Here is a 12,504-nt window from a genome sequence, read left to right as displayed (position 1 = left end):
AAGGCCTAGCGCAGTTTGGGCCCAGCCAAAAGACCACGTGTTCAGCGCAGCAGGCTGGTCATCACCCACCAGTCGGGATGGTCGGCGATGATGCGGTCGGCGGCTGCATCCCGCTCGGCCTCGCTCGCGAAAACGGCAAAGCAGGTCGCACCGGAGCCGGACATGCGGGCAACTTGGGGAAGCTGCGCGCGTAGCACCGCCAGCACGTCCTCGATTTCCGTCACCAGAGCCATCGCGCTCGCCGTAAGATCGTTGCGGCCCCGCGCCCATGCCAGCGGGTCCAGCGCGCCCCGGTCGATGCCGTCCCATCCGCCGAACACAGGCCCGGTCGGGCAGGCGATCAGCGGATTGACCAGCAACACGGGCGTCTCCGCCAGATCGAGATCGATCGTCTCCAATCGGTCACCCACGCCCGATCCATAAACGGTGGCCGAGCCCAGGCATGCAGGCACATCGGCACCCAGTGCCGACGCAATGGACGGGAAATCGATCTCCATCGGCCGCACGTCCCACAGACGCACCAGCAGCCGAAGCGCAGCGGCAGCGTCGGCCGAACCGCCTCCGATGCCGGAAGCAACCGGCAGGCGCTTCTCGAGCAGCAGATCGGCGCCCAGATGGCCGCCAGTCGCGGCTTGCAGGGCGTGCGCCGCGCGCATCACCAGATTGCGCTCATCGGTCGGCAAGCCATCCGCGAACGGCCCCTCGATGCGTAGCGCGATCTCGCCGTCCTCGCGGAGCGTGCCGCTCAGCCCGTCACCATCCGCGCAAAAGGCGAACAGGCTTTCCAGTTCATGATAGCCGTCGGCGCGACGCGCGCGGACATGAAGAGCGAGGTTGAGCTTGGCGTGGGCTGTTTCTATGAGCACGGCCGCGCTCTTAGCCGCTCTGAACGCCGCTGTCTCGCCTGCATATGCTGGCTGCGTGATAAGGGCACGCCGCGCGCTCCGAGGGCGACGGGAACCATTCCGTCCGAAAACCGTCTCCCTATCGTCAAAACATTGTGTTGAAAGGGACCTCCATGCTCTGGACCATCATCGGTATTCTGATCGTTCTGTGGCTGCTTGGGTTCGTCCTGCATGTCGGCGGCGGCTTGATCCACATTCTCCTGCTGATCGCGGGCGTGGTGTTCGTATTCCAGCTCATCACCGGTCGCCGATCTCTCTGATCGCGCCAGATGATCGATGAACAAACGGGGCCTTGATCGGCCCCGTTTTTCTTTGCGCTCGCGAGTGTGTCGGCGCAGCTACATGTTCGGATAGGTCGGCCCGCCGCCGCCCTCCGGCGCCACCCAGTTGATATTCTGGGTCGGGTCCTTGATGTCGCAAGTCTTGCAGTGGACGCAGTTCTGCGCGTTGATCTGGAAGCGCGGATTTCCAGCGCCATCCTCCACCACCTCATAGACACCCGCCGGGCAGTAGAGCCGGGCCGGCTCGTCGTAGAGCGGCAGATTGTAGCGGATCGGCACGTCCGGGTCCTTGAGCTGCAGATGGACCGGCTGGTCCTCCTCATGATTGGTGCCTGAGAGGAAGACCGACGAGAGGCGATCGAAACTGAACACCCCGTCCGGCTTGGGATAGTCGATCTTGTGGACGGCATCCTTGCGCCAGAGCTTGGTATGATCGGCCTTGTTGCGCAGCGTGAACGGCAGCCCGATGCCGAGCGTACGCATCCACATATCGATGCCCGCGAACAGCGTCCCCACGACATTGCCGAACTTGGCAAGCGCCGGGCCGGCATTGCGCACCAGCTTCAGCTCCTTGGCGATCCAGCTTTCGTCTAGCGCGGCTGGGTAGGCCTCCAGCACATCGCCCGAACGATCCGCGGCGACCGCATCCGCCACGGCATCGGCTGCCAGCATCGCGGACTTCATCGCCGTATGCGTGCCCTTGATGCGCGGGACGTTCACAAAGCCGGCCGAGCAGCCGATGAGCGCCGCGCCGGGCATCACCAGCTTCGGGATGGATTGCCAGCCGCCCTCATTGATGACGCGGGCGCCGTAGGAGACGCGCTTTCCGCCTTCCAGCACCGCGCGGATGTCCGGATGCTGCTTCCAGCGCTGGAATTCCTCGAACGGGCTCAGATAGGGGTTCTTGTAGCCCAGCCCGACCACGAAACCGAGCGCCACCTGACCATTCGCCTGATGATAGAGGAAGCCGCCGCCATAGGCATCGGTCAGCGGCCAGCCCTGCGTGTGGATCACCCGGCCAGGCACATGCTTGGCCGGATCGATATCCCACAATTCCTTGCAGCCCAGGCCATAGGTCTGCGGATCGCTGTCCGCTTCCAGATCAAAGCGGGCCTTGAGCTGCTTGGTGAGGTGGCCGCGTGCGCCTTCTGCGAACAGCGTATAGCGGGCATGAAGCTCCAGCCCGGGCTGATAATCCGGCTTACGACTGCCATCGCGGGCGACGCCCATGTCGCCGGTCGCGACGCCTTTCACGGCGCCATTCTCATCGTACAGGATCTCGGCGGCGGGGAAGCCGGGGAAGATTTCCACGCCCAGCCCTTCCGCCTGTTCGGCGAGCCACCGGCACAGCGAGCCCAGCGAGCCGGTATACGTGCCCTTATTGTGCATGAACCCCGGCGTCAGCAGATGCGGCACTGCGAATTTGCCCGAGCGGCTGAGCATCCAGTGATGGTTCTTGGTAACGGGCACTTGCGCCAGTGGGCAATCGCTGGTCCGCCACTCCGGCAGCAGCTCATCGAGCGCCCGGGGATCGATCACTGCGCCCGAGAGAATATGCGCGCCGATCTCCGAGCCTTTTTCCAGCACGCAGACGCTGATCTCGCTGCCCGCCGCCTGGGCGCGCTGCTTGAGGCGGATCGCCGCGCTCAATCCTGCAGGGCCTCCGCCTACGATCACCACGTCATAGGGCATGGATTCCCGTTCGGACATGTCTACCTCCCTATGCGGCGGACGCTCTGGAGTTCCGTCCGGTCGCCGCAATATTTTCACGCTTTACAGTCGCCAGCGATGCGGCAGAGTTGACCGCGCCGTCAACCTCTGTCTCTGTAAACCCATGGGTGAGCAGGACATGATGACGCCGGAGCAGGCGGCCTATGCCTATGCGCATTGGTGGCGGGAAGCGGGGCTGGACTGCGCCACCGACGGGGCGCCCCGGCGCTGGCGAGATGGCGAACCCGTTCCATTCTGGCGACGCTCTTCCAACACAGCCAGTGGCGCAGCAGACGTTGCCGCGCGGCCGGCCATTGATGCGCCTGCTGAAGCCCCCGGGCCGGCGCCGCAGCCCGCCCCCGTACAGGCCCGCACGCCGGATCAGGCGCCCAAGAGGATGCCGGGAGATTTACCGGGCTTCCTCGACTGGATTGCGCAGGATGCCGGCCAGCCGGAAGCCGATTGGCATGGCGAGCGGATCGCGCTCCCCGCCCTGTACGCGCCGCGCCTCGTTCTCCTCGTCGAGATGCCGGCCGCCGGTGCAACCGATCTGGCCCAGCTTCTCGAGCCGCAACAGCAGCGGTTCATCGCCGCGATGCTCGGCACGCTCGGCCTTGAGCCTGCACAGGCGCCGTGCCTGCCGCTGGCTCTGCGCCGTCCACCGGGCGGTCATCTCGATGCCGCCTTGCTCCCCCAGCTTGCCGCGCGGATGACCCGCTATCTCGATCTGGTCCAGCCGGGCGCGATCATCCTGCTCGGTGACCGGATCGGCCGCGCCATGCTCGGCGAGCGCTGGCGGCCGGGCCTGGTGGGGCTCGAAAAGATTGACCTGCCGCATGGCAGCGTGGATACGGTCGCCCTCGCGGGGCCTGATCTGCTGATGAACCGGCCGCTTGCCAAGGCCAGAAGCTGGCAAAGCGTGCGTATGCTCCATGGATTGTTGACGCAATGAACAGGTCCCCTTCCCGATCCCGTGTGCGCCGGTCGCTGCTCATTGCCCTGTCGCTGTGCGCGCTCGCTGGCCCGCTGGCAGTGGCCCAGCCGGCGGCGGCAGCGTCCGCCATCCCGACGCCGAGCCAGGATGAGCAAGGCCGATATGGCGCCATTCTCGCCATGCTGGAGGGCAAGCGTTGGGACGAGGCGCGCAGTGCCATTCTCGGCCTCTCCGAGGCGGACAGCATGCGCCCGCATCTGCTAGCCGAGTTGTATCTCGCCAAGGATAGCCCCCGCGTCGAGCTGTTCGACCTGCTCGACCTGCTGCACAAGACGCCTAACCTTCCGCAGAACGACCGCATCGCCTCGCTGGCCCGCAAGCGGGGCGCGCAGACGCTGCCGGACCGGCCGGCCACGCGCCAGCTCATGTGGACCGGCACCTCTCCCCAGCGGCAGATGCTCCGCTCCGTCAAGGGCGATGCCGCGGCCGATCAGCTGCGCGGCACGCTGCTCCAGTATATTAAGGACGATCAGCCCAATCAGGGCGAGGCCCTGCTCGCCTCCGCCGAGGCCGGGCTCGGGATGGATGGGCGCACCGAATTGCGCCAGCGCCTCGCCTGGTCCTATTTCATCTGCGGCGATACCGCCAATGCCCGCCGCATGGGCGCGCTGGCCGTCAATGGCGGCACCGGCGAGTTCGTGGCTCCCTCCTACTGGGTGATGGGCCTCGCCGCGTGGCGCGAGAAGCAATGGGCCGCCGCCGCCGATTCTTTCTATCATGCCGCGATGAGCACGTCCGATGCAGACCTGCGCAGCCGCAGCTATTTCTGGGCCGCGCGCGCCATGATGGCCGACCGGAAGCCGGAGCGGGTCAATGCCCTGCTGCGCAGCGCGGCGCGCGATGAAGAGAGCTTTTACGGCCTGCTGGCCCGCGAAACGCTCGGCCTCGGCTTCAGCACCGCGCTCAAGCGGGAGAATGTGTCGTCGCAGGATTGGTCGCTGCTCGCGGGCAGCGGCAATGTCCGCAACGCCGTGATCCTCGCCACGCTGGGCCGGAGCGCGCAGGCCGATGCCGTGCTGCGCCACGAAGCGGCGCTGAGCGACGACACGCGCTATGGCGCGCTGGTACATCTCGCCAGCGACCTCTCGCTGCCGACCACCCAGCTCTGGCTGGCGCAGCGCTCGCCGAGCGGTCGCAAGTCAGCCGCTTATGCGCGCTATCCCCGCCCGGAATGGTCACCGAGCAATGGCTGGCAGGTCGAGCGCGCGCTGGTCTTCGCCCACGCCCTGCAGGAATCCCGCTTCCAGACCGATGCCCGCAGCCCAGCCGATGCGCGCGGTCTGATGCAGGTGCTCCCAGGCACCGGTGCCCAGCTTGCCCGCTCCAGCGGCATGGCAGTGACGCCCGATCAGCTTTACGATCCGGCCGTCAGCCTCGCGCTCGGCCAGGCCTATCTGCGCAAGCTCAGCCAGATGCCGGCCACGGGCGGACTGCTGCCCAAGGTCGTCGCGGCCTATAATGCCGGCCCCACCCCGATCGAACGCTGGAACGTGCAGATCCGCGATGAGGGCGATCCGCTGCTCTTCATCGAATCCGTGCCTTATTACGAGACCCGCGCCTATCTGAACGCGGTGCTGCGCAATTACTGGATCTACCAGATGGATGAGCAAGGCGGCCGCTCACCGGCACTCTCGGCCATGGCGCAGGGCCTGTGGGTCCGCTTCCCGGATGGCAGCAAGGACGTCGCCGTCCGCGTCACCCCGCATGGGACTGCTGCCGGTGCCTATTGACGAGAGCCGCGTCTTCACCCCGATTCAGATCGCCCTGCTCACCATCTCCGACACGCGGACGCTGGCAGACGACCGATCCGGCGATACGCTCGCCGAGCGCGTTACCGCTGCCGGCCATGTGCTGAAGGCCCGCGAGATCAGCAAGGATTCGGTCGAGACGATCCTTGGCCATCTGCACCGGTGGATCGACGACCCGCAGATCGATGTCATCCTCACCACCGGCGGCACCGGCGTGACCGGGCGTGACGTCACCCCCGAAGCGCTGGAAAAAGTGCAGGACAAGGCCATTCCGGGATTTGGCGAGCTATTCCGCTGGCTCAGCTTCCAGTCGATCGGCACCTCGACCGTCCAATCCCGCGCCTGTGCCTGCGTGGCGCGCGGAACCTATATCTTCGCCCTGCCCGGCTCGACCGGCGCGGTGAAGGACGGGTGGGACCAGATTTTGGTCCACCAGCTCGACAGCCGCTTTCGGCCGTGCAACTTCGTGGAATTGATGCCTAGGTTACTGGAGAAGTAGGCTCAGGAAATCCACAGAACCGTTCGTGTCGAGCCCTTCGACTGCCCGCAGGGCGCGCGCTCAGGGCTCGACACGAACGCGGAGTGGGGGACGGCCTGATTTTTCCGCCCCTAAAACCTCAATACGCGCGGCCGACCAGAACCCGCTCGACAGCCTTCTCGCCCGTAAAGATGCACGTCCCGCTCGCCGGCGTCGCATCCATCGGCACGTTGCGCAGCGTCAGCTTTTCGCCCTTGAGCCAAGTGACCACCTTGTCCAACGCTTCCCCGGTGGGCTTGCTCCATTCGACCTCGACCCAGCCGGGCTTGTCGCCGCCGAACGCACCCGCCAGCGCCGTCAGCTCGCTCACGTCGCGGCGGATGTTCGCCTCCAGCCGCGCGCGCGCCTCGCTGTGCAGGCTGTCCTGAACGCCGCGCAGCATGTCCGCGACCGCCGCCACGAAAGCATCCCGCGCCATGACCTCGCTCGCCAGCTTGCCCGCCTCATTATAGAGCCGGTCCCGCCGCACGACCGAAACATTGCCGCCCGCCACATCGCGCCCGCCGACCTCGATGATGATCGGCGCGCCCTTCTTCACCCAGCCCCAGCGCTTGGGGGCGGCCTTGATCGGCTTCTTGTCGAACAGCACCCGCAGCGGCTCGCGGAACACGTCGACCGCGCCCAGATCCTTGGCCAGCGCGTCGCAATAATCGATGACCGCCGCATCCTCGTCCGTATCGCGCAGCATCGGCACGATCACCACCTGATGGGGGGCGATCATCGGCGGGCAGCGCAGCCCGTCGTCATCGCCATGGACCATGATGACGCCGCCGATCATGCGGGTCGAAACGCCCCAACTCGTGGTGTGGCACAGGGCCTGCTGGCCATCCTGATTCTGGTACTGGATGCCGGCCGCCTTGGCGAAGCCCGTGCCCAGATAGTGCGAGGTGCCTGCCTGTAGCGCCTTGCCATCCTGCATCATCGCCTCGATGGAATAGGTGGCGACCGCGCCGGGGAAGCGCTCATTCTCGGGTTTTTCGCCTGCGACCACCGGCATGGCCAGCTCGGTTTCCGCAAAGTCGCGGTACATTTCGAGCGCGCGCATCGTCTCGATCCGTGCATCGGCTTCGTCGGCATGGGCGGTATGCCCTTCTTGCCAGAGGAACTCGCTGGTGCGCAGGAACATGCGGGTGCGCATCTCCCAGCGCACGACATTGGCCCACTGGTTGGTAAGCAGCGGCAGATCGCGCCAGCTCTGCACCCAGCGCGCCATCGCCTTGCCGATCACCGTCTCGGACGTGGGGCGCACGACCAGGGGCTCCTCCAGCTTGCTATCCGGATCGGTCTGCAGCTTCCCGTCGATATTCTTGAGGCGATGATGGGTGACCACCGCCATTTCCTTGGCGAAGCCTTCGACATGGTCCGCTTCCTCGGCGAAGAAGGAGAGCGGGATGAACAGCGGGAAATAGCAGTTCTCCACCCCAGCTGCCTTGATGCGCGCATCCATCAGCTTCTGGATGCGCTCCCAGATGCCATAGCCCCACGGACGGATGACCATGCAGCCACGCACGCCGCTTTCTTCGGCCAGATCGGCCTCGCTGATCACGGCCTGATACCAGGCAGCGAAATCCTTGGCTCGGGTGACGGGCAACGCGTGCTTGATGTTGGACAATGTCTGGCTTCCGGGATCTGGATTGGGGATTGCAGCGGTCTTTAGTGGCCGCGCGGAAAAATACCAAGACGTTCGCGCGCTGACGCTGGGAGACGAACGGGAACTTTCCCTGACCTCACTCGTCCCGTCTCCAATGGCCCACTTCTCGTCGATGATTCGCACTATGTCCCACCGCACTCGGATCATCGCGATGATCGCGGCCGCGGTGCTGGTTCTGCTGCTGGCCCTGCTGGTGCTGGCTGCCACCTTCCCCGCTTCCTGGTTCAAGGAGGCCGCCGAGCGGCGCCTGTCCGACCAGATCGGCACCAGAGCCACCATCGGATCGATGACGCGTGAAGGCACATTCTCGTTCAGCCCCGTCATTCAGGTGCGGGATATCCGCGTACCGCAGCCGGCCTGGGCCGGCGAGGGCGATCTGGCGCGGATCGAGGCGTTGCGGTTGCGTCTTCCGGTACTCGGACTGCTGCTCGGGCGCGGCGGGCCGCAGTTGCTCTCCGCGCGAGGCGTGCGGCTGACGCTGGTGCGCGACGAGAATCGCCGTAAAAGCTGGGACGCGCTCGGCAGCAAATCGAATAAGGATGACAGGGGCAGCTCGGAAACGCCTTTGGTCCGCGTCGACGATGCCGTGATCGATTATCGCGATGCCTTCCAGAAACGGCGGTTCACGGTCAAGCTGTCGGTCGATCCGCAGCAGGGCTTGCGCGGCACGGGGACCGGCACTGTCGAAGGGGAACCGGTCACGCTGCGCCTCACCGCCGCGCCGATGCGCGCCGGCCAGAGCTGGCCCTTCGATGCGCGCATCATGGGTGACGCCCTCACCATGCACGCGCGCGGCACGATGGCGGGCCCGATGCGCACGGACGACATGACGTTCAAGGTCTCCGCTCGCGCCAGCACGCTCAAACTGGTGGACCGGATCATCGAGGCCGGGCTGTTCGGCACGCAGCCGGTCGATATCGCCGCCAATGTCCAAAGGCGCGATGGCGTGTGGAGCGTGGCCGATCTGGGCGGCACCGTCGGCCGTAGCCGGTTCACGGGCGCGCTCACGGTTCGCAAGGTGGATGGCCGCACCAAGCTGGATGGCGAGGCGCGCTTCAGCCAGCTCGATTTCGAGGATCTGGCCGACGACAAGGGCAATGCCCAAGCGGTCGCGCTGGAGCGGGCACAGGGGCAGCGGCTGGTGCCCAACACGCGGATCAATATCCGCAAGATCGACAAGACGGACGGGCGCATATCGGTGCGCGTCGACCGGATTTTGGGCGGGCGGCGCCCCTCCTCCCTCACCAATGCTAGCGCGGTGCTGAATCTCGATAACCGCATCCTCACCGTCGATCCGCTGCGCATCGGCCTGACGCAAGGCGTGATGACCGGGCGGGCCGTGGTCAATCAGCGCGATGGCCAGCCCAAGCCGACGGTCACGCTGGCGCTCGACATGCGCAACAGCAGCATCGCGGCGCTGGCGGGCGGAGACGGCAATAGCGAGGGCGACGTGCAGGGCCGCGTCGACGCCCGCGCGCGCCTGACCGGCGTGGGCGACACGATCCGCGAGGCTGTCGGGCAATCGAACGGAACCGTAGGCGCGGTCACCCGCGGCGGATCGATGCCGGCGCGGTTGGCCGGCCTGCTCGGCTTCGACATAGGCAAGGGCCTGTTTGCGGATGAGGACAGGCGGGAAGCGCTGCGCTGCGGCGTGGTCCAGCTCGACATGCGGGGCGGACGCGGCGTGGTGCGCACCTTGGTCGTTGACACGCCGGTCAGCCAGTCACGTGGCACCGGCACAGTCAGCTTCCCCACCGAACGTCTCGAACTGACCCTCAAGGGCCTCGCCAAGAACGAACATGCGCTGCAGCTTCCCGGCAATGCCCATCTGCGCGGCACATTGCGCAATCCCGATCTGGTCGTGCCGGAAAACACGCGCTCGGTCGGCAACATCCTGAAGGCAGTCGGTCGAGCAATCGGTGGTCGCGCGGAAACCGCACCGGATGCCAATTGCGCGGCGCTAATCGCTCGGGCGGTGGGACAATAGCAGCCTGTGCCATTTCGGGACAATTGCGCTGGCAGATAATTATAGATGGTTAATCTTTTGTTGACCAAAACATCCATTCAGTAACTAATCCCCATGGTTCAAGTGGGGAGAACATCAATGCATTTCAAAGCACTTACACTGTCGGCGGCAGTCTTATTCGCCAATGCCACACCGGCTGTTGCCGCTGTTGTGGAGGTCTACCCGGCCGATATGAATTGGCAGAATTTGCCGGGCGAAGCCAGGTTGGGCGCGACGGCTGCAATTACCGATACGGCGCCCCGTTCGGGCAAGGGCTCGCTGGAACTGATCGGTGATCGGCTGCGATTTGCTACGGGAGAAATCTATCCCGGCGCAGCAACGACGTCCATTGCATCCCTCGCGGACGTCACGGCCCTCACCTTCGACTGGAGCATCGCGGTCGACTCGCTGAGCAACTACAGCGCGGACTACACGCCAGCGCTCCGCCTCCACATCTGGGACGCAGGCGCGAACAACGGCGCTGGCGCCCGCAAGGAGCTGATCTGGGAAGGCGCCTATAACGATACCTATGGCAACACCGTGAAGGGCGAGTGGTACATCACGTCGGCGACCGACAAATTCTACATTTCCGGAGGAAGCGAGCTTGCCGGCAAGTCCATTGCGGACTGGGCATCGGAGCTGGCGCAGGGGTCGTTCGTTGCGGGCATCAGTGTCGGTGCCGGCAGCGGCGTCGGCACCGGCTATCATGCCTTTGCCGACAATGTCACGTTGAGCACGACCAGCGGCAGCACGACCTACAATTTCGAACTGCCGGCTCCCGTTCCGGAGCCTGCGACATGGGCCATGCTGATCGTCGGCTTTGCGATGATCGGCGCCGGAATGCGCCGTCGGACCACAGGCGTCCAGTTCGCCTGACCGCGCGATCACGTTACTAAAGGGGCGGGCCTCCAGCTGGAGGCCCGCCCCTTTATCATATAAGGCCGGAGCCCAGACGCGCGCGTCACTCTGGCGCGGCTCAGCCGCCCAGCTTGTCGATCTTGGCGTTGAGCGCGGCAAGCTGCGCCTTCAGCTCGGAAACCTCGTCAGTAGAGTCGCCAGCCTTCGCGGGCGCGGCAGGTGCAGCGGGCTTGAAGGCGTTCGCTGCGGCGTTGAGCATTTCCATGTTGCGCTTGGCGATCTCGGCAAAGGGTCCGCCGGCGAATGCGCCCTGCATGGCTTCCTGGAATTGCTGCTGGTTCTTGCGGAACGCTTCCATGCTCGCCTCAAGATATTGCGGCACCATGGACTGCATCGAGTCGCCGTAGAGCGAAATGAGCTGGCGCAGGAAGCTGACCGGCAGCATGTTCTCGCCGCGCTGCTCTTCTTCCATGATGATCTGGGTGAGAACATTGTGCGTGATGTCTTCGCCGGACTTGGCATCGACCACCACGAAATCGCGCCCCTCGCGCGTCATCTGCGAGAGCAATTCAAGTGTGATATAGCTGGAGGTTTCCGTGTCATAGAGACGCCGATTGGCGTACTTCTTGATGACAATGGTCCCTGATTCGCCACCTGATTTCGATCGTGCCATAGATGATGCTCCACCCTCCGTTGGGCGCAACATAGCATCGTTTCTTTCTGCACCGCAACATGGGCCGCGCCCGCTGCCGCTGTTTCTTTCCATATTGTGGCAGGTGACGGCACAGGATGCCCAATTACGGCGCAAGGCATTGGCAGGATTACGCCGTTTTCAGACAGCGTCGCGACCCGCGCAAGGTGACGTGCCGGAAATTGCTGCGCAAAATGGCCGCGCGGCTTTGCTCACGCGAAACGGCAATGCACAACGCAGCATGAGGGGGGCCGGCGGAGACCGGGCGCCGGTCATCCTCATCCCGTCGCTGATCAACCCGCCCCACGTCCTCGACCTCTCCGAACAACGCTCGTTGCTGCGCTATCTTGGACAGCAAGGCCATAATGCCCTGCTGCTGGACTGGGGGACGCCGGATGAAGGCGAGCGCGACGTCGATCTGGCCGATCATGTCGAGCGCCTGCTGCTACCCCTGTTGCAGCAACTGGATCGCCCGCCCCTGCTCGTCGGCTATTGCCTGGGCGGGACGCTCGCCATCGGCGCGGCTTCGCGGCTGCAGGCGCTGGTCAAGCCGGTCGCCGGCGTCGCGACCATCGCCGCGCCCTGGGACTTTTCCGCCTATGACGGCCCCTTTCAGTCCCAGCTTGCCGAAATCTGGGCCAAGGCCAAGCCCGGTTGCGAGGCGCTGGGACTTGTTCCCATGGAAGTATTCCAGGCCGGCTTCTGGTCGCTCGATCCCGATCGCACCATTCGCAAATATGCCGCCTTCGCCGAAATGGAGGCTGACAGTCCGTCCTTCGAGGCCTTCACCGCGCTGGAGGACTGGGCCAATGAAGGCGCGCCGCTCACGCTGGCGAGCGGACGAGACCTTGCCGAGCGGTGCTATGGCGCCAATATGACAGCGAGCGGCCAATGGTCCATCCACGGCACCGTCGCGGACCCGCAAGCGCTGGATTGCCCGACGCTCGCCATCGCCTCGACCACGGACCGGATCGTGCCCGCCGCCGCCGTGCCACCTGCGGCGGAACGGATCAACCTTGCGCTCGGCCATGTCGGCATGATGATCGGCAGCCGTGCGGAAGCGCAACTTTGGAGAGGATTGAGCGACTGGCTTTCGTGCTGTGGCGGCTGATGCTAGAGGCCC

11 protein-coding genes are annotated in these 12,504 nt (G+C 65.3%); 7 read left to right on the top strand and 4 right to left on the bottom strand.

From position 1 onward, the window contains the following. Positions 1 to 41 precede the first annotated feature (41 nt). Positions 42 to 866 (bottom strand): 4-(cytidine 5'-diphospho)-2-C-methyl-D-erythritol kinase, encoded by an 825-nt coding sequence (locus M2342_RS07835; RefSeq protein ID WP_264578674.1) that lies wholly within the window; start codon positions 864 to 866, stop codon positions 42 to 44. A 152-nt stretch (positions 867 to 1,018) separates the two neighbouring features. Between M2342_RS07835 and M2342_RS07830 the strand changes: the two genes are divergently transcribed. After that, positions 1,019 to 1,165 carry a lmo0937 family membrane protein gene (locus tag M2342_RS07830; RefSeq protein WP_181559368.1) on the top strand — a complete coding sequence of 49 codons (147 nt, stop codon included), beginning with the start codon at positions 1,019 to 1,021 and terminating at the stop codon, positions 1,163 to 1,165. A gap of 78 nt (positions 1,166 to 1,243) precedes the next feature. On the opposite strand, the gene M2342_RS07825 is transcribed toward M2342_RS07830, so the two are convergent. Beyond that, positions 1,244 to 2,896: an electron transfer flavoprotein-ubiquinone oxidoreductase gene (locus M2342_RS07825; RefSeq protein ID WP_264578673.1), complete on the bottom strand. Its 1,653-nt coding sequence runs from the start codon at positions 2,894 to 2,896 to the stop codon at positions 1,244 to 1,246. A gap of 139 nt (positions 2,897 to 3,035) precedes the next feature. Between M2342_RS07825 and M2342_RS07820 the strand changes: the two genes are divergently transcribed. The 3 genes from M2342_RS07820 to moaB are packed head-to-tail and all read left to right on the top strand — an operon-like array spanning position 3,036 to position 6,137. After that, positions 3,036 to 3,848, top strand: a complete 813-nt coding sequence (locus tag M2342_RS07820; RefSeq protein WP_264578672.1) for a hypothetical protein — start codon at positions 3,036 to 3,038, stop codon at positions 3,846 to 3,848. Next, on the top strand, positions 3,845 to 5,620 hold the full coding sequence (locus M2342_RS07815) for a lytic transglycosylase domain-containing protein (RefSeq protein WP_264578671.1): 1,776 nt from the start codon (positions 3,845 to 3,847) through the stop codon (positions 5,618 to 5,620). The genes M2342_RS07820 and M2342_RS07815 overlap by 4 nt, the downstream gene beginning before the upstream one ends. After that, complete coding sequence (moaB, locus tag M2342_RS07810; protein ID WP_264578670.1) at positions 5,610 to 6,137, top strand: molybdenum cofactor biosynthesis protein B; 528 nt, start codon at positions 5,610 to 5,612, stop codon at positions 6,135 to 6,137. The genes M2342_RS07815 and moaB overlap by 11 nt, the downstream gene beginning before the upstream one ends. Before the next feature lie 118 nt (positions 6,138 to 6,255). On the opposite strand, the gene M2342_RS07805 is transcribed toward moaB, so the two are convergent. Next, positions 6,256 to 7,779 (bottom strand): proline--tRNA ligase, encoded by a 1,524-nt coding sequence (locus tag M2342_RS07805; RefSeq protein ID WP_264580011.1) that lies wholly within the window; start codon positions 7,777 to 7,779, stop codon positions 6,256 to 6,258. 172 nt (positions 7,780 to 7,951) lie between these two features. On the opposite strand from M2342_RS07805, the gene M2342_RS07800 reads away from it, so the two are divergent. Together M2342_RS07800 and M2342_RS07795 are read left to right on the top strand one after the other, a co-directional pair. Beyond that, positions 7,952 to 9,814 carry an AsmA family protein gene (locus M2342_RS07800; protein ID WP_264578669.1) on the top strand — a complete coding sequence of 621 codons (1,863 nt, stop codon included), beginning with the start codon at positions 7,952 to 7,954 and terminating at the stop codon, positions 9,812 to 9,814. 117 nt (positions 9,815 to 9,931) lie between these two features. Beyond that, positions 9,932 to 10,708: a PEPxxWA-CTERM sorting domain-containing protein gene (locus tag M2342_RS07795; protein WP_264578668.1), complete on the top strand. Its 777-nt coding sequence runs from the start codon at positions 9,932 to 9,934 to the stop codon at positions 10,706 to 10,708. 100 nt (positions 10,709 to 10,808) lie between these two features. Here the strand turns inward: M2342_RS07795 and phaR are convergent, their stop codons facing one another. Further along, positions 10,809 to 11,363, bottom strand: a complete 555-nt coding sequence (gene phaR, locus M2342_RS07790) for a polyhydroxyalkanoate synthesis repressor PhaR (RefSeq protein ID WP_264576018.1) — start codon at positions 11,361 to 11,363, stop codon at positions 10,809 to 10,811. Positions 11,364 to 11,622: 259 nt separating this feature from the next. Here phaR and M2342_RS07785 point away from each other — a divergent pair, with 259 nt between their 5' ends. Next, positions 11,623 to 12,492: an alpha/beta fold hydrolase gene (locus M2342_RS07785; RefSeq protein ID WP_319801086.1), complete on the top strand. Its 870-nt coding sequence runs from the start codon at positions 11,623 to 11,625 to the stop codon at positions 12,490 to 12,492. The last annotated feature ends 12 nt before the right edge of the window (positions 12,493 to 12,504 follow it).

The sequence above is a fragment of the Sphingobium sp. B8D3A genome (genome assembly GCF_025961995.1).
Lineage (GTDB): Bacteria > Pseudomonadota > Alphaproteobacteria > Sphingomonadales > Sphingomonadaceae > Sphingobium.
Note: the sequence above shows the minus strand (reverse complement) of the source record. Positions and strands in the feature narration are given on the sequence as shown.

What these genes read in the sequence shown, in the direction of transcription:
- M2342_RS07830 (WP_181559368.1), top strand. Translation starts at nt 1,019, where the DNA reads ATGCTCTGGACCATCATCGGTATTCTGATCGTTCTGTGGCTGCTTGGG.
- M2342_RS07825 (WP_264578673.1), bottom strand. Translation starts at nt 2,896, where the DNA reads ATGTCCGAACGGGAATCCATGCCCTATGACGTGGTGATCGTAGGCGGA.
- M2342_RS07820 (WP_264578672.1), top strand. Translation starts at nt 3,036, where the DNA reads ATGATGACGCCGGAGCAGGCGGCCTATGCCTATGCGCATTGGTGGCGG.
- M2342_RS07815 (WP_264578671.1), top strand. Translation starts at nt 3,845, where the DNA reads ATGAACAGGTCCCCTTCCCGATCCCGTGTGCGCCGGTCGCTGCTCATT.
- M2342_RS07800 (WP_264578669.1), top strand. Translation starts at nt 7,952, where the DNA reads ATGTCCCACCGCACTCGGATCATCGCGATGATCGCGGCCGCGGTGCTG.
- M2342_RS07795 (WP_264578668.1), top strand. Translation starts at nt 9,932, where the DNA reads ATGCATTTCAAAGCACTTACACTGTCGGCGGCAGTCTTATTCGCCAAT.
- phaR (WP_264576018.1), bottom strand. Translation starts at nt 11,363, where the DNA reads ATGGCACGATCGAAATCAGGTGGCGAATCAGGGACCATTGTCATCAAG.
- M2342_RS07785 (WP_319801086.1), top strand. Translation starts at nt 11,623, where the DNA reads ATGAGGGGGGCCGGCGGAGACCGGGCGCCGGTCATCCTCATCCCGTCG.